At 62.3% G+C, this 23,814-nt stretch carries 21 protein-coding genes; 11 read left to right on the top strand and 10 right to left on the bottom strand.

The features are described 5' to 3' along the window. The first annotated feature begins 229 nt into the window (after positions 1-229). From EX00_RS01465 to EX00_RS01455, 3 genes are read left to right on the top strand one after another with little or no spacing between them, the layout of a single operon-like run. The gene (locus EX00_RS01465) at positions 230-697 is read left to right on the top strand and encodes a (2Fe-2S)-binding protein (protein WP_162184536.1); all 468 of its coding nucleotides are present in this window, start codon (positions 230-232) and stop codon (positions 695-697) included. Beyond that, positions 694-1,677 carry an FAD binding domain-containing protein gene (locus EX00_RS01460; RefSeq protein ID WP_047453423.1) on the top strand — a complete coding sequence of 328 codons (984 nt, stop codon included), beginning with the start codon at positions 694-696 and terminating at the stop codon, positions 1,675-1,677. Before EX00_RS01465 ends, EX00_RS01460 begins: the two co-directional genes overlap by 4 nt. Further along, complete coding sequence (locus EX00_RS01455) at positions 1,674-3,962, top strand: xanthine dehydrogenase family protein molybdopterin-binding subunit (RefSeq protein ID WP_047453421.1); 2,289 nt, start codon at positions 1,674-1,676, stop codon at positions 3,960-3,962. The genes EX00_RS01460 and EX00_RS01455 overlap by 4 nt, the downstream gene beginning before the upstream one ends. Positions 3,963-4,059: 97 nt before the next feature. On the opposite strand, the gene EX00_RS01450 is transcribed toward EX00_RS01455, so the two are convergent. The 4 genes from EX00_RS01450 to EX00_RS01435 all read right to left on the bottom strand — a co-directional run bounded on the left by EX00_RS01450 (position 4,060) and on the right by EX00_RS01435 (position 8,209). Next, on the bottom strand, positions 4,060-4,527 hold the full coding sequence (locus EX00_RS01450; protein WP_047453420.1) for a type II toxin-antitoxin system VapC family toxin: 468 nt from the start codon (positions 4,525-4,527) through the stop codon (positions 4,060-4,062). Then, positions 4,524-4,826 (bottom strand): type II toxin-antitoxin system Phd/YefM family antitoxin, encoded by a 303-nt coding sequence (locus EX00_RS01445; RefSeq protein ID WP_047453418.1) that lies wholly within the window; start codon positions 4,824-4,826, stop codon positions 4,524-4,526. Before EX00_RS01445 ends, EX00_RS01450 begins: the two co-directional genes overlap by 4 nt. A 68-nt stretch (positions 4,827-4,894) precedes the next feature. After that, entirely contained in the window at positions 4,895-6,721 is a 1,827-nt protein-coding gene (locus tag EX00_RS01440) for a M23 family metallopeptidase (RefSeq protein WP_047453416.1), read from the bottom strand. Positions 6,722-6,853: 132 nt separating this feature from the next. Continuing rightward, on the bottom strand, positions 6,854-8,209 hold the full coding sequence (locus EX00_RS01435) for an Nramp family divalent metal transporter (RefSeq protein WP_047453414.1): 1,356 nt from the start codon (positions 8,207-8,209) through the stop codon (positions 6,854-6,856). Positions 8,210-8,607: 398 nt separating this feature from the next. Here EX00_RS01435 and mntR point away from each other — a divergent pair, with 398 nt between their 5' ends. Then, positions 8,608-9,063, top strand: a complete 456-nt coding sequence (mntR, locus tag EX00_RS01430; RefSeq protein WP_047453413.1) for a manganese-binding transcriptional regulator MntR — start codon at positions 8,608-8,610, stop codon at positions 9,061-9,063. A gap of 17 nt (positions 9,064-9,080) precedes the next feature. On the opposite strand, the gene EX00_RS01425 is transcribed toward mntR, so the two are convergent. Beyond that, the gene (locus EX00_RS01425; protein ID WP_047453693.1) at positions 9,081-9,830 is read right to left on the bottom strand and encodes a tryptophan 2,3-dioxygenase family protein; all 750 of its coding nucleotides are present in this window, start codon (positions 9,828-9,830) and stop codon (positions 9,081-9,083) included. A gap of 149 nt (positions 9,831-9,979) precedes the next feature. Between EX00_RS01425 and EX00_RS01420 the strand changes: the two genes are divergently transcribed. Together EX00_RS01420 and EX00_RS01415 are read left to right on the top strand one after the other, a co-directional pair. Beyond that, the gene (locus tag EX00_RS01420) at positions 9,980-10,489 is read left to right on the top strand and encodes an Lrp/AsnC family transcriptional regulator (protein ID WP_052210621.1); all 510 of its coding nucleotides are present in this window, start codon (positions 9,980-9,982) and stop codon (positions 10,487-10,489) included. Positions 10,490-10,508: 19 nt separating this feature from the next. Next, a complete protein-coding gene (locus EX00_RS01415; protein ID WP_047453411.1) occupies positions 10,509-10,895 on the top strand; it encodes an ester cyclase in 387 nt (128 codons plus the stop codon). 38 nt (positions 10,896-10,933) lie between these two features. Here the strand turns inward: EX00_RS01415 and EX00_RS01410 are convergent, their stop codons facing one another. Continuing rightward, positions 10,934-11,554, bottom strand: a complete 621-nt coding sequence (locus EX00_RS01410) for a TetR family transcriptional regulator (RefSeq protein WP_047453409.1) — start codon at positions 11,552-11,554, stop codon at positions 10,934-10,936. A gap of 202 nt (positions 11,555-11,756) precedes the next feature. Between EX00_RS01410 and EX00_RS01405 the strand changes: the two genes are divergently transcribed. After that, positions 11,757-12,926: an efflux RND transporter periplasmic adaptor subunit gene (locus tag EX00_RS01405; RefSeq protein WP_047453407.1), complete on the top strand. Its 1,170-nt coding sequence runs from the start codon at positions 11,757-11,759 to the stop codon at positions 12,924-12,926. Continuing rightward, positions 12,926-16,084: an efflux RND transporter permease subunit gene (locus tag EX00_RS01400; protein WP_047453406.1), complete on the top strand. Its 3,159-nt coding sequence runs from the start codon at positions 12,926-12,928 to the stop codon at positions 16,082-16,084. The genes EX00_RS01405 and EX00_RS01400 overlap by 1 nt, the downstream gene beginning before the upstream one ends. A 57-nt stretch (positions 16,085-16,141) precedes the next feature. On the opposite strand, the gene EX00_RS01395 is transcribed toward EX00_RS01400, so the two are convergent. Both EX00_RS01395 and EX00_RS01390 read right to left on the bottom strand, forming a co-directional pair. Further along, complete coding sequence (locus tag EX00_RS01395; protein WP_047453404.1) at positions 16,142-16,765, bottom strand: hypothetical protein; 624 nt, start codon at positions 16,763-16,765, stop codon at positions 16,142-16,144. A gap of 186 nt (positions 16,766-16,951) precedes the next feature. After that, a complete protein-coding gene (locus EX00_RS01390) occupies positions 16,952-18,442 on the bottom strand; it encodes an HAL/PAL/TAL family ammonia-lyase (RefSeq protein WP_047453402.1) in 1,491 nt (496 codons plus the stop codon). A gap of 153 nt (positions 18,443-18,595) precedes the next feature. On the opposite strand from EX00_RS01390, the gene EX00_RS01385 reads away from it, so the two are divergent. Beyond that, a complete protein-coding gene (locus EX00_RS01385) occupies positions 18,596-18,799 on the top strand; it encodes a hypothetical protein (protein ID WP_047453400.1) in 204 nt (67 codons plus the stop codon). Here EX00_RS01385 and hutC read toward each other — a convergent pair. Beyond that, positions 18,763-19,482: a histidine utilization repressor gene (gene hutC, locus EX00_RS01380; protein WP_047453689.1), complete on the bottom strand. Its 720-nt coding sequence runs from the start codon at positions 19,480-19,482 to the stop codon at positions 18,763-18,765. The two genes, EX00_RS01385 and hutC, sit on opposite strands and share 37 nt — an antisense overlap. A gap of 82 nt (positions 19,483-19,564) precedes the next feature. Beyond that, on the bottom strand, positions 19,565-20,908 hold the full coding sequence (locus EX00_RS01375; RefSeq protein WP_047453398.1) for a formimidoylglutamate deiminase: 1,344 nt from the start codon (positions 20,906-20,908) through the stop codon (positions 19,565-19,567). A 101-nt stretch (positions 20,909-21,009) separates the two neighbouring features. Here EX00_RS01375 and hutI point away from each other — a divergent pair, with 101 nt between their 5' ends. Further along, a complete protein-coding gene (hutI, locus tag EX00_RS01370; RefSeq protein ID WP_047453397.1) occupies positions 21,010-22,281 on the top strand; it encodes an imidazolonepropionase in 1,272 nt (423 codons plus the stop codon). Beyond that, entirely contained in the window at positions 22,278-23,813 is a 1,536-nt protein-coding gene (gene hutH, locus EX00_RS01365) for a histidine ammonia-lyase (protein WP_047453394.1), read from the top strand. The genes hutI and hutH overlap by 4 nt, the downstream gene beginning before the upstream one ends. The last annotated feature ends 1 nt before the right edge of the window (position 23,814 follow it).

Below are 23,814 nucleotides of genomic sequence, written 5' to 3'. Positions count from 1 at the left end.
GATTGTTATCGCATAAAGGGCCAAGACGCCATTGCCGTCCGATGAAAGGATTGGAACGGTGAAAGCGCGGCCTAATCCAAGGCGTTCCACCCAAGCCGCATGCGCCGGCTAAAGCGCTATTGTCTGATGATCTGGAGCCGGCTCGACCGACGTCAAGAGCGGATGTCATGATCGGTCCATTCAGGCGATTGTCAATTGCAACATGATGACCCGAACAGGGAGTGACCTGATGACGATTGTCCATCTCGATATCAATGGGCGCGAGCACGAGCTTTCGCTCGATCCACGCGTGACGCTTCTCGATGCCCTTCGCGAGCATCTCTGTCTCAACGGCACCAAGAAAGGCTGCGACCAGGGCCAATGCGGCGCCTGCACCGTCCATGTCGACGGCGAGCGCGTGCTTTCCTGCCTGACGCTGGCCGCCCAGGCCGAAGGCCGCAAGGTGACGACGATCGAGGGTCTGGTGGCCGAAAACGGCGACCTGCATCCGGTCCAGGCCGCTTTTCTCGAGCATGATGCCTTCCAGTGTGGTTACTGCACACCGGGGCAGATCATGTCGGCGGTTGCCTGCATCCGCGAGGGCCACGCTGGCTCCGACGGTGAAATCCGCGAATATATGGCCGGCAATCTCTGTCGGTGCGGCGCCTATCCGCATATCGTTGCCGCCGTGCGCGAAGCCGCGGAGGCCGCCCGATGAAAGAGTTTTCCTATCTCCGCGCCGGCTCCATCGATGAAGCCCGGCAGGCCAGCGCCTCTTCCGCTGCCGCATTGCTTGCCGGCGGCACCACGCTGCTCGACCTTGCCAAATGCGGCATTGCCGAGCCCGGCACCGTGGTGGATATCACCCATCTTTCCGGCCTCGACACCATTGCCTTTTCCGATCATGGGGTCACCATCGGTGCGCTGGCGAAGATGAGCCGCGTTGCCGACGACGCGAATATCAAGGCGCAGTTCCCGGCGATCTCCGAGGCGCTGTCGCTGGCGGCCTCGGCGCAGATCCGCAACATGGCGACGATCGGCGGCAATCTGATGCAGCGTACGCGCTGTCCTTATTTCCGCGATCCGGCGACCTTCTCGGCCTGCAACAAGCGCGCGCCCGGTTCCGGCTGTTCGGCGATCGGCGGCGTGACGCGCAATCACGCTGTTCTCGGCACCAGCGAGGCCTGCATCGCCACCAATCCCGGCGATCTCGCCGTTGCTTTGGTGGCCTTTGACGCGATCGTGCATCTTGGAGACCGCCAGGTGGCGATCGATGATTTCTTCCTCCTGCCGGGCACGACGCCCGAACGGGAACATGCGATTACACCGGGAGAAATGATCACCGCGATTGCAATCCCGGTATCCGCCGTCGCGCGTCGCTCGACCTATCTGAAGGTCCGCGACCGTCAGTCCTATGAATTCGCGGCGGCGAGCGCAGCCGTCGGGCTGGACCTGGAGGCGGATGGCAGGACGATCCGCGATATCAGGGTGGCGCTTGGTGGTATCGCCACGAAGCCTTGGCGTGCGCGTGCCGTCGAGGATGCGCTGAAGGGGCAGGTGCTCGATCCGGCCACCGTCAAGCGCGTCAGCCAGCTTGCCGTCGAAGGTGCCGTCGATCACGGCGCCAACCGTTACAAGATCGAACTTGCGCCGCGTGTCGTCGAGCGCGCCATCCTGACGATGGGAGAGATAGCATGACCATCATGGAAACCAGAAAACACGGCGCGGCTGATGGCGCCCTCGGCGGACGTCTGTCCCGTCTCGACGGCACCGCAAAGATCAAGGGGGAGGCCGACTATGCGGTCGAGCGCGACCTTGAGGGGCTCACCCATGCGGTGATGGTGCAGAGCACGATCGCCGCCGGCCGTATCGTCGACATCGATATTTCAGCGGCGGAAAAGGCGCCTGGCGTTCAGCTCATTCTGACGCCGGACACCATGCCGGATCTGAACTCGCCGACCACCTGGCTCGATACGCCCGGTCCGGAAGGCCCGTACCGGGCATTGACCCGCGAGATCACTTATAGCGGCCAGCATATCGCCATCGTCGTTGCCGAGACCTTCGAGCAGGCAACGGCGGCGGCGGCACTGGTGAAGGTGACGTATGAGGAAACTCAGGCTGTCTATAGCCTTGAGGATCCGAAGGGTGGCGAGGGCTCCCCGGTCGATCCGATGACGAGGGGATGGGGAGATGCCGCCGCAGCGCTTGCGGCCGCGCCTGTGCGGATCGAAGCGGAATACAAAACGCCGCGTGAATACAACGTGCCGATCGAGCCGCACGGGCTGATCGCCAAGTGGGATGGCGATCAGCTGACCCTGTGGGAGCCGAGCCAATGGGTCGACGGCATGGCGCGCACCTATGCCGAATGGTTCGGCGTGCCCTTCGAGAATGTGCGGATGATCTCGCCCTATATCGGCGGCGGCTTCGGCTCCAAGGCGTTTGCCTTGCCGCACGGCGCGATCGGCGTCATGGCAGCGAAGCTGCTTGGCCGCCCGGTGAAGCTGGTCATCACCCGGCCGCAGACTTTCACCTCTTTCGGTGGACGCCCGGGCACGCGCCAGACGATCGCGCTTGGCGCCACGAAGGACGGCAAGCTCACCTCCATTGTCCAGACCGGTGCCAATGAGACGTCGATGGGTGACGTGGCCGTTGAGCCCTTGGGTGTCGTTACCGCGATCATGTATGCGACGCCCAATCTCTCGTCGCGGCAGAACATCGTGCGGGTGAATACGGTCAAGCCCGGCGCGCTGCGCGCTCCCGGCGAAAACCCGAGCGCCTTCGGCATCGAAAGCGCCATGGATGAGCTTGCCCACGAACTCGGTATGGATCCGCTGGAAATCCGGCTGCTGAACTATGCCGAGCGGGATCAGGAGGCGGACAAGCCCTGGTCGACGCGGCAATTGCGCGAGGCTTTCGAGGCCGGCGCTAAGGCGTTCGGCTGGGCGAAGCGCTCGCATGCGCCGCGCTCGATGCGTGACGGCAAGCAGCTGATCGGCTGGGGCGTCGGGGCCGGTACCTATCCGGTGCGCCGCACGCCGGGCGAGGCACTTGTGCGGATCCTTGCCGACGGATCGGCGGAGGTGGCGAGCAGCGGCATCGACATGGGGCAGGGCACCTACACGATCCTGGCGCAAACGGCGGCGGAAACGCTCGGCATTCCGATCGAGCAGATTCGTGTCAAGCTCGGCGATTCCGCGCTGCCGCGCGCGCCTGTCGCCGGCGGTTCACAGCTCGCCAATCTGCTGACCGGGGCCGTGTACAAGGCGGCGATTGCCGCTCGCGACGAGCTGGTGGGTCTGGCGATCAACGATCCCAATTCGCCTCTGCGTGATCTGCAGGCCAATACGCTGACCGTTTCGGAAGGCCGCATCCTGCCGCCCCGCGATGGCGGCGACGGCATCGCCGTTGCCGACCTGTTGCGGCAGATCGGCCGCGACAAGATCGAGGTGCTGCGCAACACCTTGCCGGACGACAAGCAGAGCAAGGCGGATATCTACCGCAACTTCTCGACCATCGCGACCATGCGATCACCGACGGAGGGCGAGTATTCGCTGCATAGCTGGTGCGCGCATTTCATCGAAGTGCGGGTCGACGAGGATTTCGGCACGGTACGCGTCTCGCGCGTCGTCTCGGCGCTCGATTCAGGCCGGCTCTACAATCCGAAGCTCGCCGAAAGCCAATGGAAGGGCGGCATCATCATGGGCATCGGCCAGGCGCTGCTCGAAGAGGGTATTGTCGATGAGCGTTACGCGCGCGTCATCAACAACAATCTCGGCGATTACCTCGTGCCGACCAATGCTGACATCCCGGATATCGAGGTGATCAATGTCGGCATTCCCGACCCGCACGCCTCAGTACTCGGTGGCAAGGCGGTCGGTGAACTGGCGATTGTCGGCGTCGCGCCGGCCATTGCCAACGCAGTCTTCCACGCGACCGGCAAGCGCATCCGCGAATTGCCGATCACACTGGAGAAGCTTCTGTAGGCTGGAGGGCCAGGGATGGTCGGGCGCGGGCGATGTTCTGCGCCTGATCATCCTTTCGGGGCGCCTCGCGCATGACGATGCGGTGGCCCGCGGCTTTCTACAGCCACTTGCCCTTGGCTATGGGGAAATTCGACGGATCGTCACTCCACGGATTGAAAAGTGCCGCACCTGTGTGGTTCACGTCGGCAATGTTGCGCGTGGTAAAAAACAAGTCGAATTCCATGGCGGTAGCAGCCAGCATCGTGTCGATCACAGAGGGAAAATGCTTCGTCTGGCGCTTGATCGTCCCGGACATCATGCCCCATCGCCGAATAACCGGATTGCTGACCGGTAAAATTCGGTCGGCGAAACGCTCCAGCAAGGCATCGCGGGATGCCAGATGACGGGAACGGTCGGGATGATCGTCCGGCAGGTTGTAGATGCCTTTATCGTATTCGGCGATCGTCAGGATGCTGATGAACAAGCTCTCCTCCGGCTGGGAGCGAGCCCAATCCTTGACGGAGGGCGCGCCATTTCGGTTGAGCAGAGACGAAACGACGTTCGTATCGAGCAACCAGCCGATCAAAGCTCGACATCCCTGCCGGTGTCGCTCTCGCGTTCCGCATCGAGCTCAGAAAGGCTAAGGCTTTCCATGAATTCAACAAGAGGCAATTTGGGCTTGGCTGGCATCAAGCGGTCGTAGTCCTCGACGCTCATGATGACGACAGCTTCACGCCCGCGCACGCTCACCCGCTGCGGACCATCGTCGCGGGCATGCCGGACGACCTCGCTAAACCGCGCCTTCGCGGTCTCAAGGCTCCATCGACCGCCCTGGTGAATTCCGGCCTTCTCGCTTTTCGGCAATTGTCTGTTTTGCTTACTCATGGCTTCTACCTAGTTAGATAGTCAGTAGATAGCCTATTTGCCAACAATGTGCCAGCAAATGATCGCCGTTAAGGGCTGCCGAAGTTGCCGCCAGGACCTGGTCCTGGGCCGCGCCCAAAGCCGAAGAAGGGTGGGGGTGGCGGAGGATCGCGCTCTGTCGGGACGTCGAGATAGCTCATGATGTTGTCGACGTGGCTGACCTGCGAGCGCAGATTGTCGAGCGACTTGCCGGTGAGATTGGTGCCGGCCGGGAGCTGGGCGGTCAGCGGGTTCTCGTAGCGGCCATTGACGCGCAGTTCGTAGTAGAGATGCGGACCGGTGGAATAACCGGTCGAGCCGACATAGGCGATGACCTGGCCCTGGGTGACGCGCTCGCCAACATGCAGATCGGATGGCGTCGCGGAAATATGGGCATAGGTGGTCTCGTAGCCGCCGTCATGGCGAATGCGGACATATTTGCCGTAGCCCGTTTCCCAGGAAATCTTCTCGACGACGCCGTCGCCGCCAGCCATGATCGGGCTGCCCATCGGCGCGCGGAAGTCGACGCCGTTGTGGAATTTCTTGACGCCCAGGATAGGATGGATGCGCCAGGCAAAACCGTCGCCGAGTTTCCCATTGGGTACGGGACGATGGTTCAGTACCTTGGCGACGGAATGGCCGCCCTCGTCGTAGAATTCCGAGGGGCCTTCGCCGCTTCCCTTGTGCAGATAGTAGCGGTGCGTATCGCCATTGGTATGGAATTCGATGAACATCAGCTCGTTCTTGCCGTTGTCCGCCTTACGGGACAAAAGGTCGACGCTGTCGGGTGCGTTGTCGCCGCCGGTCAGGGAAATGCCGTTGGCCTTGGCGAGCTTGATCAGCTGGGCAGCACTTGCCTCGGAAAGCCCGGCCTTCTCCAGCTTGGCGTCGATTGTCGACTCATTGTCATCGTCGACGCCCTTGAGATCGACGGCGGCGACTTCCGAAGAGGACGGCGCGTCGGCCTGGCTCTCGCTGTAGAGCGTCGAGAACAACCGGTCGTCGGTCATCGGCACGAAACCGTCGGCGTCGTCGCGGGCGACGATTCGCTCTGGGTTCTTGCCACCGCTGAGGCGGGCCATGATCAGCTTCGGTCGCGCATCGGCGGTCTTTTTCTCCAAAAGCAGTTCCAGGCTGTCGCCGGGCGAAACCGTGTCGGTTTCCAGCGCCCGTTGCAGCTCGTCGCCGGCATCTCCATCGAGACCCGCGGAGGCGAGGATGTCCTGCAGGTCCTGCCGGTCCTTGGGCATGGAAACCAGTCTCTTGAACTCGCGTCCGGATTCGCCCGCAGTCGCTCTCGACACGCTGACATTCAACGGCACGCCCCGGATCGGGAAGCGCGAGCGCCGGACAGAGTCGTAGTGATTGGTCTGTGGATAGATGCCATGGCGGATTTCGGTGAGCGCTGGCGGCGAGAACAAGGCGGTCTCGGACCGCATATCGCCGTCATAGGCTGCGTTGATCGCCGTGGCAACGCCGCCGGATGGCTCGGTGTCCTCGGCTTTGAAGACCAGCGTGGTGCGATGATAGGTGAAGATGCGGGTTTCGCCGCTTGAGGTCTTTTCCGCCACCTGCGCAAAGCGGGCGCCGTCGAAACGCTGTTTCGTGGCAAGCCGGTTGGCTTTGGGCATTGCCGGCTGCGAGCGGACGAGCTGGGCAGTTTGCATCGGCACAGCCTGCTCGATCGTGTGGCGGGCCAGCAGCGGATAGAGAACGGTGGCGAGAAGGCCGAAGGACGCCGTGCCGGCAATGCCGATGGCGATCAGATGGCGAAGATGGGCAGAGCGCGGCAGAAAGGGAACGTGAAATTCATGATGAGGCTGCGCCTGAATCGCAGCCTCTGCAGGAAAATGGACGCGCAATGGACTTTCGGCCATGAAGTGAGGAACCCTGCAGACTGCGGTGGGCCCAAACTAGGGCAAATCATGGCGAAATCTAGGCAAATATTACGAGTCTGTTAATTGCCGTGATCGTCCACAGGGGGAGATTCGCGCTTTGCGGATGATTCGTCAACCGAAGATGGTGTCGTAAAGCAGCTTGAAGTTCAGCGCGAGGATGATTGCGGCGACCAGCCAGGAGAGGATGGCAATGCTCCTGGGCACGACGAATTTGCCCATTTTCTTGGGATCCGTGACGAATTGGACCAGCGGGATGACCGCGAAGGGCAGCTGCATGGAGAGGACGACCTGGCTCAGCACCAGCAGGTCGGCAGTGCCTTTTTCACCATAAAACGCGGTAACAAAAATAACTGGAATAATTGCGAGGCCGCGGGTCAAAAGCCGTCTTGCCCAGTGCGGAATACGCAGGCGCAGGAAACCTTCCATGACGATCTGGCCGGCAAGCGTCGCCGTCACGGTGGAATTGAGGCCGGAGGCAAGCAGGGCGACGGCGAACAGGGTCGAGGCGATGCCGAGGCCGAGGAGCGGCGACAGCAGCTCGTAGGCCTGGCCGATCTCGGCAACATCGGCATGCCCGCTGGTGTTGAAAGCGGCCGCGGCGACGATCAGGATCGCAGCGTTGACGAAGAGCGCCAGCATCAGGGCGATGGTGCTATCGGTGGTCGCCCATTTGATGGCGTCGCGACGGCCTTCGTCATCGCGCTTATAGGCGCGGGTCTGTACGATTGAGGAGTGCAGATAGAGATTATGCGGCATGACGGTGGCGCCGATGATGCCCATGGCGATGTAGAGCATCTCGTGATTGGTGATGATCTGCGGCGAAGGGATGAAGCCGTGAAGGATGGCGGCGACCGGCGGCGCGGCCGCGATGATCTGGACGGCGAAACAGACGGAGATGACGATCAGCAACGCGATGACGAAGGCTTCGAGGAAGCGGAAGCCCTTGTTCATCAGAAGCAGCAGCAAGAAGGCGTCGAGCGCGGTGATCAGCGCGCCGCCGATCAGCGGAATGCCGAAGAGCAGTTGCAGCGCGATGGCCGTGCCGATGACTTCGGCGAGGTCGCAGGCGATGATGGCAAGTTCGCAGGCAAACCACAGGGCCAGATTGACCGGCCTCGGGTAGTGATCGCGACAGGCCTGCGCCAGATCGCGGCCGGTGGCGATGCCGAGCCGGGCGGAAAGCGCCTGCAGCAGGATCGCCATCAGGTTCGACAGCATGATGACGGAAAGCAGCGTGTAGCCGAATTGGGCACCGCCGGCGAGATCGGTCGCCCAGTTGCCCGGATCCATATAGCCGACGGAGACCATGTAGCCAGGCCCCATGAAGGCGAGCAGCCGCCGGATCCAGGTGCCGGTATGCGGGACATGAACGGTGGCGTTGACTTCGGGAAGGCTTGGACGGGCGTCCTCATCCGGGCTGGCGAATTTCCATGCGCGCGGCGCGGCAGTGTCTTGAATCTGCGTCATACAACGGGGCTCCGGGGGATTGAGCTATGGCCTATCTAAAGAAATATGCTGGATATCAACATTATGCAATAGGCTATATTTCATAGATTCGGCATTATATTGGGCGATGCTGCCTCGTGGTTTTGGGCTGATAAAGCCTGTATGCACGCTGCGGTGACCGTCATCGCGGCATGAGGGGAAGGGAGTTCTCCACCGCCGGATTCGGCAAAATCGGCTCGGCAGTTGCAGCAAACGTGGTGAGCGGGTAACTGGGCGCACGAAATTCTGGCGCAGCGGAGAAACGCCTCGAGCCGCGAAGGCGGGTGGGCAGCATCCGTTTATGCCAAGGCTTTCAAGATTGAAGCCGGTGCTATAAAGATGAAAGCGAGTTTGCCGGGACTCAAGGGGAGCAGAACCTATTGCCGATAAGAAGACCGCCGATCCAACGAGATGAACCATTGCTGGATGCGGAGACGCATTCCGAAGGTTTCCGGCATACGAGGGAGGCCACGCGTGGCGCTCTCGTGGAGGATTATGTCGAGCTGATCGCCGATCTCATCGATGACGGCAACGAGGCGCGGCAGGTGGATATCGCGGCAAGGCTCGGCGTATCGCAGCCGACCGTCGCCAAGATGCTGGCGCGGCTTTGCGAGGACGGGCTCGTATCGCGGCGGCCCTATCGCGGCGTTTTCCTGACGGATGCGGGCAACCGGATAGCCCAGGACATTCGCGCGCGCCATCAGACGGTCGAAGCCTTCCTGCGCTGGCTTGGCGTCAGCGCCGAAACGGCGCGGATCGACGCCGAGGGCATCGAACATCATGTCAGCGCCGAGACGCTGGAAGCCTTCCGCCGCGCGATGCAGCACGGCGGCTGATCGCGGGCGACTGACCCCTATTCGGCGGCGTCGTGCTTGGAAATGGAATCCCGCACCACGCCATACTGGCTGCCCCAACGGTCGGTCATGTCGGCGCGAATATCCCAGAGCTCGGGGAAGAAGCGGTGACGGGCGCCTGCCTGCAGCAGGTCGACCGGCCGGCCCTTCAGGGATTTCGAGCCGAGCCCGATCGAGCGCTGGATCAGATAAATGTGGTTGGCGCGGAATTTCTGGAACAGCTCGTCGAATTCGACCAGCGCTTCCGCCACGACATAGCTGTCGCCGTGATCGTATTTCCCATCATAAATATCCTCGATGGTCAGCCCTGGCGCGTCAAGATAATGGGCCTTGAAAGCCCGCCAGATGTCCGGCGGCATATGCAGCAGGAACTTGAAGCCGGGCGATTCCTGGCCGCTGCCATTGCCGAGCTGCAGGCGGACCTGCTGATATTCCCTGGGCGACATGGTTTCGAGCAGGTCGAGCTGTACCGTCATCATCCGCATCAGGCGATGCACGCGGCCCATCAGCGTTACGACGCGATGGGTATCGTGTTCCTCCATGAAGGCGATGACGTCGACCAGCGTGTAGGCAATGAGCTTCATCCAGAGTTCCTCCACCTGATGGACGATCTGGAACTGCAATTCGTCGCCGTTGACCATGCCGCTCAACGGCTTTTGACAGGCGAGCAGCTTGTCGCATTGCAGGTAGACGCCGTAGTCGCGCATGTCTGGCGCCTCGATGCGCGCGTAATAGTCTTCTTTCCGCATCTTCGTTCCCTTTATCCCGGCCTGCGGCCGCAAAGCATGTTTGCCTTCCAGAAGGATACGAAGTTTTTGCTTGAACATTGTTCCTATTTGTCATCCAAAATTTGTAATTAGGAGTACAAAAGACACTTATTGAGGTCATGGAGAGAACGATGGATCTGGACGCGCTCGACCACAAGATCATCGCCGCCCTGGAGGCCGACGCCCGCCTATCCTTTGCCGCCCTTGCCGATCTGGTCGGCCTCAGCAAGACGCCATGCTGGAAACGGGTAAAGGCACTGGAGGAGGGAGGCGTGATCAGGGGTTACCGGACGCTTCTCGATCCGGCGCAACTCGGCTTTGGCCTCGAAGCTTTCGTGCAGGTGTCGATCGATGTCGAGCGTTTCGATGCTTTCGAAGCGGCCGTGCGCAGCCATCCGCTGATCACGCGCTGTCATGCGACGACGGGCGAGGCCGATTATCTTCTGCATATCCTGGCAACCGACATGGCCGCCCTCGACCGGCTGCTGCGCCAGGAGTTGAACCGGCTACCCGGCGTGCGCCATACAGTAACGTCGATGTCGACGCGGGAGATCAAGTCGGACATTTCGCTGGCGGGCGCGGCGCGGCATGCGGCGAGCACTGTTTCGCCGATCCCACACGCCCGTGTTACCCTATCGTAAAAGCACGGGAGCAATCGCCATGGTCAAAACCGACCTCTCCGAGATCTACCGAGGCTACATTGCCTGTCTGAATGCACAGGACTGGCCAAAGCTGGGCCAGTTCGTTGATGACGACGCCTCACACAATGGTCGACGTATCGGGATCTCGGGCTATCGCGAGATGCTGGAGCGAGACTTTTTTGAAATCCCAGACCTTCAGTTCGTCATCCGACTGCTGATTTCCGATCCGCCCCATATAGCGAGCCGGCTGGAATTCGACTGCAGGCCAAGGGGAAAGTTCCTTGGTCTGCCTGTAAACGGGAAGAGAGTGTTCTTCACCGAGAACGTATTTTATGAGTTTCGCAGCGAGAAGATTTGGCAGGTTTGGTCGGTTATCGACAAGGCCGCTATCGAAGCCCAGCTCTAATGCGGGAATGATTACGAGCTGGGTGGACCTTGCCGGGCTCAGTCGGCTTCTCGCCGCATCGACCCGATCATGCTGTGCACCAGCCTCTCGCCGACGTCTATCACCGGAAACGACTTTCCCGAGCGGAGCCATTCGGCAAAGAGCCCGTTCATGCAGCATTGGAAGGCGCGGGCGGCGGTGTCGACGGTCCAGCCCGACGCGAGCTTGCCCTGCCGGTCGGCCATGTCGATCAGCTTCTGCAGTTTGTCGTACATTTCGGCATTGGCGGTGATGATGCGTTGGGCAGTCTCGGAAGGGGCCTCGGTGAATTCGCAGCCGAGAATCATGATGGCGAAGATACGCTGCTGCTGCTCGTCGTTTGCCAGGATATGCACCACCTCGATGGAGGCCTGTTCGATCAAGCTCAAGGGGTCGTCATGACCATGCTCCAGGGCGTGGTCGACGAGTTCCTCCTGCGGCAGGCGGATTTCGCTGTGCAGCGCCGTCAGCACCTCGGCCTTGTCCTTGAAATGCCAGTAGATCGCGCCGCGCGTCACGCCGGCGCGTTTGGCGATCTTGTCGAGGCTGGAGCCGCTGACGCCGTTTTCGAAGAAAACCTCGGCGGCGGCGGCCAAAACCTCCTCCCTGGTCTTGGCTGCATCTTCTTTGGTCCTGCGCATTCGGTCTTCCCACTTTTGCAGGAGGCGAAATGGATTTATTTCACTCCGCCTCATGCGATTGATTTCACATGATATTGTCCGGGAATTTGAGCGTCGTCCCGGACCTCATGCCATTGGTCACGTCGATTTGATGTTTACAACCATTCATGTATGTTTGTATGCTGCGGCGCAATAAAAATGTCAAAACTCGTGGTGATTTTTTATGACGGCGCATTCCCGCTCCTTTTTGCGCGGCAGCTTTCTCGCAGCCGGTGTCCTCTTCCTTGGCGCATACTCCTCCCTTGCCCAGCAGGCGGGCCAGATGCCGCCGCCACAGGTGACCGTGGTCGACGTCAAGCCCGAGACCGTGCAGCTCACCTATGAATATGCTGCGCGCATCTCCGCTTATAGGCAAGTCGATGTGCGCGCGCGCGTCGGTGGTATCCTGTTGAAAAGGAACTTTGTCGAAGGCGCCGAGGTCAAGGCCGGCGACGTGCTGTTCCTGATCGACCCCGCGTCCTTTGAGGCGGTGCTTGCGCAGGCTCAGGCGCAGTTGCAGCAGGCCGACGCGCAGCTAAATCAGGCGCAGCGCGAGGAAAAGCGCAACATCAACCTGTTCGACCAGAATGCCGTCACGCAGAAGGCGCGCGACGACGCGATTTCGACGCGCCAGTTGGCGGATGCCGCCGTCGCCTCGGCTCGTGCGCAGGTGCAGACCGCGCAGCTCAATCTGGACTATACCAAGGTCACGGCGCCGGTCGGCGGCATTACCACGCTGGAGCAGGTCTCCGAAGGTAGCCTGATCGGCACGACGGGCGACACGGGCCTGCTCACCAGCATCACCCAGCTCGACCCGGTCTATGTCAATTTCTCCTTCTCGGATACGCAGGCCGCCGAAGTGCGCCGGCTGATCGATCTCAAGAAGGCCAAGGGCGAAGCGCCCAACCTCGGCGTGAAGATCTCCTTCGGCGATGGTACGTCCTATGACCATGACGGCGTCGTCGACTTCACCTCCTCCACGATCGACGCTTCGACCGGCACGCTGCAAGCCCGCGCCGTGGTCGACAATCCCGCTCGCCGGCTGCTGCCTGGCCAGTTCGTGCGTGCCACAGTCACCGGTGTCTCGCTCGACAATGCCATCACCGTTCCGGAAGTGGCGCTGATGCAGAGCCCCCAGGGGCAGTTCGTCTACACGATCGACAAGGACGGCAAGGCGCATGTCAATCCGGTGACGCTTGGCCAGAAGATCGGCGGCAACTGGCTCGTCCTGTCTGGCCTTCACGCCGGCGACAGGCTGATCGTCGAAGGCATCATCAAAGTGCGTCCCGGCGCGCCCGTGCAGGCGGCGGCAGCCGCTGCGCCCAGCGACGCGAACAAGGTAGTGCAGAACTGATGTTGGGAAATAGATTCTTCATCGATCGCCCCGTTTTCGCGGCGGTGATCTCGATCGTCATCCTGCTTGCGGGCGCTGTCTGCATCCGCATCCTGCCGATCGCGCAATATCCGGAGCTGACGCCACCGCAGGTGGTCGTCACCGCCACCTATCCCGGCGCCAGCGCCGAGACCGTCGCCCAGACCGTTGCCGCTCCGCTGGAGCAGCAGATCAACGGCGTCGAAAACATGCTCTACATGCAGTCATCGAACTCCAATAGCGGCGCGATGCAGATCACGGTCACCTTCGCGCTCGGCACCGATCCGGACCAGGCGGCGATCAACGTCAACAACCGCGTGCAGCGCGCCGTCACCACCTTGCCACAGGACGTGACCCGCCTCGGCGTCGTCGTCACCAAGCGTTCGACCTCGATCCTCGGCTTCGTGGCGATGTATTCGACCGACAGCCGCTACGACCGCGCCTTCGTCGGCAATTACGCGTTGCTCAACGTCATCGACGATCTCAAGCGCATTCCCGGTGTCGGCGACGTCAACCTGCTCGGCGACATCGATTATTCCATGCGTATCTGGCTCCGACCGGACAAGCTGGCGCAGTACAATCTGACGCCGAGCGATGTTTCGGCTGCCATCCAGGAGCAGAATTCGCAGTTTGCCGCCGGCCGGTTCGGCGACCAGCCGAGCAACACCGCCCAGCCCTTCACCTATACGGTGACGACGCAGGGACGCCTGGCCGATATCGACGCCTTCGGCGACATCATCCTGCGTTCGGATGCCAATGCCGCGACACTGCGGCTGAAGGACGTGGCGCGCATCGAGCTCGGCACCAAGAGCTACTCGGTCCAAAGCAGCCTCAACGGCACGCCGGCCATCCCGATCGCGGTCTATCTCCAGCCGGGCGCCAACGCGCTGAACACGATGGCGGCGCTCAAGGGGCGTCTGGATGAGCTGCAAAAGTCCTTCCCGCAGGGTGTCGCCTACCAGATCCCCTATGACACGACCAAGTTCATCCAGGTGTCGATCGAGGAGGTGCTCCACACCTTCCTCGAAGCGATTCTGCTGGTCATCATCGTCGTCTTCGTCTTCCTGCAGAACTGGCGCGCGACGCTGATCCCGGTCATTGCCGTGCCGATCTCGATCATCGGCACCTTCGCCGGCATGTATGTGCTCGGCTTCTCAATCAATCTTCTGACGCTGTTCGGCCTGGTGCTGGCGATCGGTATCGTGGTGGACGACGCTATCGTCGTGCTCGAAAACGTCGAGCGCCTGATGACGACGGAGAAACTGTCGCCGAAGCAGGCGGCGATCAAGGCGATGGGCGAGGTGACCGGCCCGGTCATCGCGATCGTGCTGGTGCTCTGTGCCGTGTTCATCCCGGTCTCGTTCATGGGCGGGCTCGCCGGCCAGATGTACAAGCAGTTCGCCGTCACCATCGCGATCTCGGTCACCATCTCGGGCATCGTGGCACTGACGCTGACGCCGGCGCTTTGCGCGCTGATCCTGAAGCCCGGCCATCACGAGCCGGTGCTGCCCTTCCGCATCTTCAATCGCGCCTTCGACCGGCTGACGCAGGGCTACACGGCTGGCGTCGCCTTCTTCCTGAAGCGCATGGTGCTCGGCTGCGTGCTGGTCGCCGGCCTGATCGGGGCGACCGGTTATCTCTTCTATACGCTGCCGGGATCGCTGGTGCCGGACGAAGACCAGGGCTCGCTGTTCCAGATCGCCATCCTGCCGCCGGCGGCCTCGCTGACGCGCACGCAGGCTGTCATGGATCAGGCGCTGGTCAATACCGAGAAGCTTCCCGGCGTCGAGAACGTCTTCGCCGTTGCCGGCTTCGACCTGCTCTCAGGCGGTCTGAAGAGCAGCGCCGGCGTCGCCTTCGTGACTCTGAAGGACTGGAGCGAGCGCAAGACGCCCGAGCTCGATGCCCGCAATATGGCTGGCCCCCTGATCGGCGCCAACATGGGCATCAAGGACGCCATGGTGCTCGCCTTCAATCCGCCGCCGATCCAGGGCCTTTCGACGACGGGCGGTTTCGAAGTCTATGTGCAGGACCGTTCCGGCAAGGGTGTTGCGGGACTTTCGGAGGAAGCACAGAAGCTCGTCGCGGCTGCGTCCAAGCGGCCGGAGCTGGCTGGCGTACGCACGACCCTTGACACCAACGTGCCGCAATTCCGCGCCGACCTCGACCGGGAGAAGGCCAAGGCGCTCGGCGTGCCGATCAACTCGGTCTTCGATGCCATGCAGGCGACCTTCGGCAGCCTCTATGTCAACGACTTCACGCTTTATGGGCGCAACTATCAGGTCAACCTGCAATCGGAAGCGCCGTTCCGCGAATCGCCCGACGATCTGCGCCAGGTCTTCGTGCGCTCCGACAGCGGCAAGATGATCCCGCTCGACACGCTGATCAAGGTAACGCGCACCATCGGGCCGGACCAGCTCGAGCGCTACAACGCCTTCAATGCCGCCAAGGTCACCGGCAATCCGGCGCCCGGCTATACCTCCGGCGACGCGATCAAGGCGATGCAGCAGGTGGCGGCGGAAACCCTGCCGGAAGGCTTCCAGATCGCCTGGACGGGCTCTGCCTATCAGGAACTGGAAACCGGCGGCGCGGGCACGCAGGCGATGATCTTCGGCGTCATCATGGTGTTCCTCATCCTCGCCGCGCAGTATGAAAAATGGAGCTTGCCGCTCGCCGTCCTCACCGCGATCCCCTTCGCGCTGTTCGGCGCGCTGCTCGCCACCTATCTGCGCGGGCTCACCAACGACGTCTATTTCCAGATCGGCATGGTGACGCTCATCGGCCTGGCGGCGAAGAACGCCATCCTGATCGTCGAGTTCGCGGTGATGAAACGCAAGGACGGCATGAGTGCCGCCGAGGCTGCACTGGAAGCAGCGCGCCTGCGTTTCCGTCCGATCGTCATGACCTCGCTCGCCTTCATCCTCGGCGTCGTGCCGCTGGCGATCAGCACCGGCGCCGGCTCCGCCAGCCGCCATGCCATCGGCACCGGCGTCATCGGCGGCATGCTGGCGGCAACCTTCCTCGCCACCTTCTTCATCCCGATGTTCTATCGCCTGATCGCCTGGAAACAGCCGAAGCCGGATGAGGACGACAAGGATGAAGGGATCGGCCACCGGCCGCACGCGCAGGCGGCCGAGTAGGAAGCATATTTCCTGATTGGATATTGACTATGAAAATGGCGCCCAGGGCGCCATTTTTTACATCGGCGGAACGGTGCCGTTGAGGCCGACGGCGATGCGGTCGGCGGTAACTTTGCCGTCGTCGGATGCTTCGGCGGTAATGAAGACGGCGGCGCCGGCTTTCAGATCGCCCTTGGTGGCTGACGTCAGCGTTACGACCGGAGTGCCGTCCGGAATGTTGATCTTCTTCTCGCCGCCCTTGTAGGTGAGGGTCAGCGTCGGGCCGTTGACCGATGTGACGGCATTGGCAACCGTGGCGTTGGTCATCGAACTGTTCGGCTTCGAATCCCATGGGCGGTCGCCCTCGCCCGTGCCCTTCATCGCGGCCGGAAAGATCACGACTTCGATGGCGCCGGCGACGCCGCTGGCGGTCGGCTCATTGGCAATACCGACGAAATCGCCGGGCTTGATGTCGGCGGCCGAAGCCTTGACGACGCCGGCGACGTTCCAGCCGGATTTCAGCGTGACAGCGATATCCTTGCCCTCGTGGGACTTGACCTTGAGCGTATCGCCATCGAGGCTCTCGATCGTGCCGCGCACGCGGACGCGTTCGGCGGCGTTGGCCTCCTGCAGTGCTACGAGCGTTGCGATGGCACCGGCGGCGAGCGTCAATGCGCCCTTCGTCAGAAGCTTGCGGTCCATGGATAGTCTCCTTGAGACATTCGCTAATCGGTGGGTTTTCGATACGGCGACCGAAATCGGCCGGCAAAGTTGCTGGCATGTGGCCATGCCCGATTGCAACAATGTGATCCTATCGACCGCCCCGTAGCCCCGCCAATCAAACAAGCGTGAGAGAGGTGTGTTCTGGCGCGAGGGTATCCGTAAGGCTTACGCGGATGGCGGATCGCGCTCGGATAGGAGCCACCGCACCGCCTCGATGTCGCGGTTCAGTGGCCGGTCGTCGTGATAGTGGGCGACATGCGATCGCACCAGCCGATGGATCGCGTCGGTGCCAGGTGCGCGGTTGGCTGTTGCTTCGAGGAAGTCATGGGCCTGCGCCGCCGCCATCAATTCAATGGCGAGGATATGATCGGCATTGTCGAGAATGGCGAGCAGCTTGTTGGCGGCCGCCGTCGGATGCGCGAGGAAATCCTCCTGCAGGCCCGAGGTCAGGCCGCCGTCGAGGCTGGCGGGCGCGGCGAGCCGGCGGTTGTCGTTGACCAGCGCCGCCGCGGTATATTGCGCGATCATGAAGCCGGAATGGCTGCCGGCGTCGCTGGCGAGAAATGGCGGCAGGCCGCTGACGAGCGGATTGACCAGCCGGTCCATGCGGCGTTCGCTGATGGAGGCGATCTGCGCCAGGGCAATTGCCAGACTGTCGGCGGCCTGACCGAGCGCCGGCGCAACGGCATGGGCTTCCGAGGAGACGTCCGGCTCTTCCGGCGTGCCCGAGACGGCGGGATTGTCGGTGACGGAAGCCAGCTCCCGGTCGGCGACGTCGGCAACGAAATCGAAGACGTCGCGCGCCGCGCCATGGGCATGCGGGATGGCGCGCAGGCTCAGCGCATCCTGCGTGCGCCGGCCGACGGCGGCGGCAATCAGTCCGCTGCCCTGAAGCCGCGCCCGCAGGGATGTGCCGACGGTTGCGATGCCGGGCGACTGGCGCAGATCCAGTACGGTCTCGTCAAAGGCCGCTATCTGTCCGCCGGCGGCCTCCAGTGTCATTGCCGCTGTGGCGTCGGCCCAGGCGAGCAGTCGCTGGGTTCGGGCAAGTGCCAGACTGAAGAGGCCGGTGGCGCAGGCCGTGCCGTTGACGAGGCTCAGGCCTTCCTTGGCACCGAGCACCAGCGGCTCGAGGCCGATCGCCGCCAGTGCCTCGCGGCCGGACATGGGCTTGCCGCCGATCCGGGCCGATCCCTCGCCGATCAGCACCAGCGCCGTATGGGCATTGTGCGTCAGATAGCCGGCCGAACCTTTCGACGGAACATCCGGCACGCAATCCCGTTCCAGAAAGGCGAGCAGATGCGCGACGATCTCCCGCCTTACGCCGGAATAGCCATGGGCGAAATTGGCGATCTGGGCGGCGATGATGGCGCGCACCTCGCGCGGCTCCAGCAGACTGCCGACGCCGCAGGCATGGCTGAGGATAATGTTGCGCGACAGCCGGCTTTGCGAGGCCCGGTCGACCACCGTGTCCGAGAGGGCGCCGACGCCGGTATTGATGCCATAGGCGCGCACGCCGCGTTCGACGATGGCTTCGACGATGCGGCTGGCATGCTCGATCCGAGCCCAGGCGGCATCGCCCAAAACAAGCGTTTCGCCGGCTGCGACATCGGCGATGTCTCGCCAGGTGAGGGTGGTTTGGATTGTCACGGTCATTGCCGTATTGCCCTTGAAAAATCCCGGAAATCCGGGGTTATGGTTTAAATTTTAAGATTTCGTAGAGAGTTTAGGTCGCAAAACAGGCCTATTGCCTCAAAATGCCCTTCCCGCCGTGGTACTATTTTAGGCGTGGGAAATTGGAGGACCAAAATGACAGCGATTCGCCCATTTTTGATCGGCCTTACCCTCATTCTGGTGCTGGTTCTGATCGCGCTCAGCATCCTGCTGGTCAATCCCGCGCAACCGCCCCGTCAATCCGGAAGTCTCATTCCGATGCAGACCGAGCCCGGCGGCGTCAATACTCCCGGCGGCAGCGTTCAGCTCGAGGGCGCGAAGCGCGCCACCAGCGAGTGACGATCGCCGGGATAGGTAAGACGAACGTGGGTGATCGGGCCGAGACCGCTCCAGGTGCGCCGCTCGACGACGAGGCAGGCGGTACCCCTGGTGATATCAAGGCTTGCGGCCGCCTCGCTGTCCGCCGCAATGGCGCGGATCTGATGCTCGGCCGTGCTCCACGGCACCTGGTTCAGCAGCCATGGCCCCGGCGGCAATTCATCGAAATCGGCTCGACCGGCCTCGGGAACCGCATCTAGATTGATGACGCGATCCTCCAGGCAGAAGGGCCGGCGGCCGCCATAGTGGACGCAGATGACTTCGAGCGCCGATACTGAGCCGGCAAACTCCAGCCGCCGTGCATCCTCTGGACGACCCTTGCGCCTGGTGTGTTTTACGACCTTGTGAGAATAGGGCAGGTTCAACGACTGGACTTCCGATTTGATGTCGTGAATTTCCAGCACCGCCGATTGTGCACGCGGCTGGGTGACGAAGCTTCCGGAACGCTTGCGCCGCTCGATCAGCCCGGCCCGGGCCAGCTGCGTCAGCGCCTTGTTCACCGTCATGCGCGAACAGTCATAGTGTTCGGCCAGCGCCAGCTCAAAGGGAATGCGATGGCCAGGTGGCCAATCGCCGGAGACGATTCGGCCCTCGATATCGCTGAGGATACGTTGATGCAGGGTCGCCTCTTTGCCTGTGGTCATGCCGCCGATCATTCCCTCGTAGGACCTGGATATTCGCCGCCTGATCTATTTAGGCGTCAATCGCCGTCAGGAAAAGTTCTTTTCAACCGATTAGTTCGGACATGGCAGCACGGAACCGTGCCGAGATTGCCTTCCGCTTGCCGTGACGGCCGCCTTCGACCCGTTTGCGGCCCTGTGTCCAGACGCAGTCGAGGGTGACGCCGCCGGCAAACATCCATTGATCGAGGACTTGGTCGCCGGAGAGATAGGGCACGGCGCTGACGTCGAGCGAGACCAGATCGGCATAGTGACCCACGGCGAGCCCGGCCGGCGCCTTCAATGCCACACCGCCGCCTGCAAGCGCATGGTCGAACAGCGCGCGCGCCGTTGATCCACCCGATGTGGCGACGACATTGCGGGCTCGGAGCGCCAGGCGCTGCGAATATTCGAGCTGGCGCAGCTCTTGCGGAACCGAGATCAGGATATTGGAATCCGAGCCGATGCCATAGCGTCCGCCCTCCTCCAGGAACAGCGGCGCGGAAAAGGCGCCGTCGCCGAGATTGGCTTCCGTGATCGGGCAGAGACCGGCGATCGCGCCGCTTTTCGCCATCCGTCGGGTCTCGTCGTCGGTCATGTGGGTCGCATGGATCAGGCACCAGCGTCCGTCGACCGGGGCGTGATCGAGCAGCCATTCGACCGGCCGCGCACCGGACCAGGCGACACAATCCTCGACCTCCTTCATCTGTTCGGCGACATGGATATGGATCGGCCCGTCGCCGGCGAGCGGCACGAGTTTTTCCAGCTCTTCCGGCGTGGCTGCGCGCAGGCTATGCGGCGCAAGGCCGAGTTCGGCTCCGGGCAATTGGTCGACGATCGTCCGGCAGCCGGCCATCAGCGCTTCGAAGCGGTCGAGCGAATTGATGAAGCGGCGCTGGCCGTCGATGGGGGCAGCACCGCCGAAGCCGGAATGGGCGTAAAAGACGGGGAGCAGCGTCAGCCCGATGCCGGTCTCGGCGCTGGCAGCACCGATGCGCTCCGCCATCTCGGCGATATTGGCATAGGGGCCGCCGTCCTTATCGTGGTGCAGATAATGAAATTCGCCGACGCGGGAAAATCCGGCTTCCAGCATTTCCATATAAAGCTGGGCGGCCACCGCCTCGACATGATCGGGGGTCATCGACAGCGCGAATTTGTACATGACGGTGCGCCAGCTCCAGAAGCTGTCATTCGCCGGGCCGCGGACCTCGGCAAGGCCGGCCATGGCGCGCTGGAAGGCGTGGCTATGCAGGTTCGGCATGGCGGGCACGAGAACCTCATGCCGCTCGTCGCCGGCCTCGGCCGCAACGCCTACTTCGATGCCGGTAACGCGGCCGGCGTCCAGGGTTATCCGGACATTTTGCTGCCAGCCATCATGAAGCAGTGCCGAGCGAGCGTGCAGTTTCGTCATGGTCCAACCCTTTCCTTTTGGATGCCGAGTCCAAAATCCCTCTTGTCAGGCTTTTTATTATGTATATACATTATGAACCCATGAGGAAAGGCGTAAAGCTGATGCGTGGGAACAAATTTTCCGAAGATAGCGTAAAGTCCGACGGCAAGAGCCGCCTTTGGCGCAATGCTCGCCTGGCCACCTTGAAAGAGGATGGGCCGGGGCTCGGCATTGTCGAGAAGGGCGCGATCCTGACCAGGGATGGCCGCATCGTTTTTGCCGGTAGCGAAAGCGATTTTCCTGACACTGGCAATGCCGAAAGCATTGATCTTGAGGGACGCTGGGTCACCCCCGGTCTTGTCGATTGCCATACGCATATCATCCACGGCGGCAACCGCGCCCGCGAGTTCGAAATGCGGCTGCAAGGCGCAAGTTACGAGGAAATCGCGCGAGCCGGCGGCGGCATCGTCTCCTCGGTCAACGCGACCCGGGCTCTTTCTGTCGATGGGCTCATTGAAACCGCCCTGCCACGCCTCGATACGCTGCTGGCCGAGGGCGTCACCACGATCGAGGTGAAGTCCGGCTATGGTCTTAGCATCGAATCCGAACTGAAGATGTTACAGGCCGCTCGCGGGCTGGAAAAGGTTCGTCCGGTCCGCGTCGTCACTTCCTATCTCGCAGCACATGCGACGCCGGCCGACTATAAGGGCCGCAACGGCGACTATATTACCGATGTCGTGCTGCCGGGGCTGGAACTGGCGCATGCCGAAGGTCTCGTCGACGCCGTCGATGGCTTCTGCGAGGGGATCGCCTTCTCCACGGCGGAAATCGCCCGCGTCTTCGATCTTGCCAAGTCACTCGGTATTCCGGTGAAATTGCATGCCGAACAGCTTTCCAATCTCGGCGGCGCCAAACTTGCCGCCTCCTATGGTGCGCTCTCGGCCGATCATGTCGAATATCTCGATGAGGACGGTGTGAAGGCGATGGCTGAGGCCGGCACGGTGGCTGTCCTTTTGCCCGGCGCTTTCTACGCCATTCATGAAAAGCAGAAGCCGCCGGTCAAGGCGTTGCGCGAGGCCGGTGTCAAAATCGCCATCGCCACCGATTGCAATCCCGGTACTTCGCCGCTGACCTCGATGTTGTTGACCATGAACATGGCCGCGACCCTTTTCAGCCTGACGGTCGAGGAATGCATCGCGGGCGCCACCCGCGAAGGTGCCCGTGCGCTTGGCCTTCTGGCCGAAACCGGTACGCTGGAAGCCGGCAAGTCGGCCGATTTCGCCATCTGGGATATCGAAAGCCCCGCCGAGCTTGTCTACCGCATCGGCTTCAATCCATTGCATGCCCATGTTTTCAAGGGCAACGTCTTCAAGGGCGAAAGGTTCGATCGATGACCATCACTCTTCATCCAGGTTCTGTTTCGCTGAAGCAGCTGGCCGAGATCTACTGGACCGGTGAGCCGGCCAAGCTCGATGCTTCCTTCGATGCAGGTATCCTCAAGGCCGCCGCCCGTATTGCCGAAATCGCCGCTGGCAATGCGCCGGTCTATGGCATCAATACCGGCTTCGGCAAACTGGCCTCGATCAAGATCGACAGCGCCGATGTCGCCACGCTTCAGCGCAATCTCATCCTTTCGCATTGCTGCGGCGTCGGCCAGCCGCTGCCGGAGAATGTCGTTCGCCTGTTCATGTCGCTGAAGCTGGTTTCGCTCGGCCGTGGTGCTTCGGGCGTGCGCCTGGAGCTGGTGCGGCTGATCGAGGCGATGCTCGCCAAGGGCGTCGTGCCGGTTATCCCCGAGAAGGGTTCCGTCGGTGCTTCCGGCGATCTCGCGCCGCTTGCGCATATGACGGCCGTGATGATGGGCCATGGCGAGGCCTTCTATGCCGATGAACGGCTTGACGGTGCCGTGGCGCTCGAAAAGGCCGGGCTGACGCCGGTCGTGCTCGCCGCCAAGGAAGGCCTGGCGCTGATCAACGGCACGCAGGTATCGACCGCTCTTGCTCTGGCTGGCCTGTTCCGTGCCCATCGCGCCGCGCAGGCTGCCTTGATCACCGGCGCCATGTCGACGGACGCTGCCATGGGCTCTTCCGCGCCGTTTCATCCCGACATTCATACGCTGCGTGGCCATCAGGGCCAGATCGACACCGCCGCCGCCCTTCGCGGCCTGCTGGCCGGATCGGTCATTCGCGAAAGCCATATCGAAGGTGACGAACGGGTGCAGGACCCCTATTGCATCCGTTGCCAGCCGCAGGTCGACGGCGCCTGCCTCGATCTGCTGCGTTCGGTCAGCCGCACGCTTGAAATCGAGGCGAATGCCGTCACCGACAATCCGCTCGTGCTTTCCGACAATTCGGTCGTGTCCGGCGGCAATTTCCATGCTGAGCCGGTGGCCTTCGCGGCCGACCAGATCGCCATTGCCGTCTGCGAGATCGGCGCGATTTCGCAGCGTCGTATCGCGCTTCTGGTCGATCCGGCACTGAGCTATGGCCTGCCGGCCTTCCTCGCCAAGAAGCCCGGCCTGAATTCCGGCCTGATGATCGCTGAAGTCACCTCGGCGGCGCTGATGTCGGAAAACAAGCAGATGTCGCATCCGGCCTCGGTCGATTCGACGCCGACGTCTGCCAATCAGGAAGACCATGTTTCCATGGCCTGCCATGGGGCGCGTCGCCTCCTGCAGATGACTGACAATCTTTTCAGCATCGTCGGCATCGAGGCGCTGACGGCGGCGCAGGGCGTCGAGTTTCGCGCGCCACTGACCACCAGCCCCGAACTCACCCTTGCCATCGCCACCATCCGCTCCGTCGTGCCGACGCTCGATGAAGACCGCTACATGGCGAATGACCTGAAGGCCGCCAGCGACCTTGTCGCTTCCGGCGCACTCAATGCATCCGTATCCGCCGATATTCTGCCTTCCCTGGAGATATGAC

Source organism: Martinezella rhizogenes (genome assembly GCF_000799715.1).
Classification (GTDB): domain Bacteria; phylum Pseudomonadota; class Alphaproteobacteria; order Rhizobiales; family Rhizobiaceae; genus Rhizobium; species Rhizobium rhizogenes_C.
The sequence above is the reverse complement of the archived record's forward strand: the minus strand, read 5'-3'. Positions and strand labels throughout refer to the sequence as shown.

Coding starts and splice junctions, on each gene's coding strand:
- EX00_RS01465 (WP_162184536.1), top strand. CDS start 230: ATGACGATTGTCCATCTCGATATCAATGGGCGCGAGCACGAGCTTTCG.
- EX00_RS01460 (WP_047453423.1), top strand. CDS start 694: ATGAAAGAGTTTTCCTATCTCCGCGCCGGCTCCATCGATGAAGCCCGG.
- EX00_RS01455 (WP_047453421.1), top strand. CDS start 1,674: ATGACCATCATGGAAACCAGAAAACACGGCGCGGCTGATGGCGCCCTC.
- EX00_RS01445 (WP_047453418.1), bottom strand. CDS start 4,826: ATGAGTAAGCAAAACAGACAATTGCCGAAAAGCGAGAAGGCCGGAATT.
- EX00_RS01440 (WP_047453416.1), bottom strand. CDS start 6,721: ATGGCCGAAAGTCCATTGCGCGTCCATTTTCCTGCAGAGGCTGCGATT.
- EX00_RS01435 (WP_047453414.1), bottom strand. CDS start 8,209: ATGACGCAGATTCAAGACACTGCCGCGCCGCGCGCATGGAAATTCGCC.
- EX00_RS01425 (WP_047453693.1), bottom strand. CDS start 9,830: ATGCGGAAAGAAGACTATTACGCGCGCATCGAGGCGCCAGACATGCGC.
- EX00_RS01420 (WP_052210621.1), top strand. CDS start 9,980: ATGGATCTGGACGCGCTCGACCACAAGATCATCGCCGCCCTGGAGGCC.
- EX00_RS01415 (WP_047453411.1), top strand. CDS start 10,509: ATGGTCAAAACCGACCTCTCCGAGATCTACCGAGGCTACATTGCCTGT.
- EX00_RS01410 (WP_047453409.1), bottom strand. CDS start 11,554: ATGCGCAGGACCAAAGAAGATGCAGCCAAGACCAGGGAGGAGGTTTTG.
- EX00_RS01405 (WP_047453407.1), top strand. CDS start 11,757: ATGACGGCGCATTCCCGCTCCTTTTTGCGCGGCAGCTTTCTCGCAGCC.
- EX00_RS01400 (WP_047453406.1), top strand. CDS start 12,926: ATGTTGGGAAATAGATTCTTCATCGATCGCCCCGTTTTCGCGGCGGTG.
- EX00_RS01395 (WP_047453404.1), bottom strand. CDS start 16,765: ATGGACCGCAAGCTTCTGACGAAGGGCGCATTGACGCTCGCCGCCGGT.
- EX00_RS01390 (WP_047453402.1), bottom strand. CDS start 18,442: ATGACCGTGACAATCCAAACCACCCTCACCTGGCGAGACATCGCCGAT.
- EX00_RS01385 (WP_047453400.1), top strand. CDS start 18,596: ATGACAGCGATTCGCCCATTTTTGATCGGCCTTACCCTCATTCTGGTG.
- hutC (WP_047453689.1), bottom strand. CDS start 19,482: ATGACCACAGGCAAAGAGGCGACCCTGCATCAACGTATCCTCAGCGAT.
- EX00_RS01375 (WP_047453398.1), bottom strand. CDS start 20,908: ATGACGAAACTGCACGCTCGCTCGGCACTGCTTCATGATGGCTGGCAG.
- hutI (WP_047453397.1), top strand. CDS start 21,010: ATGCGTGGGAACAAATTTTCCGAAGATAGCGTAAAGTCCGACGGCAAG.
- hutH (WP_047453394.1), top strand. CDS start 22,278: ATGACCATCACTCTTCATCCAGGTTCTGTTTCGCTGAAGCAGCTGGCC.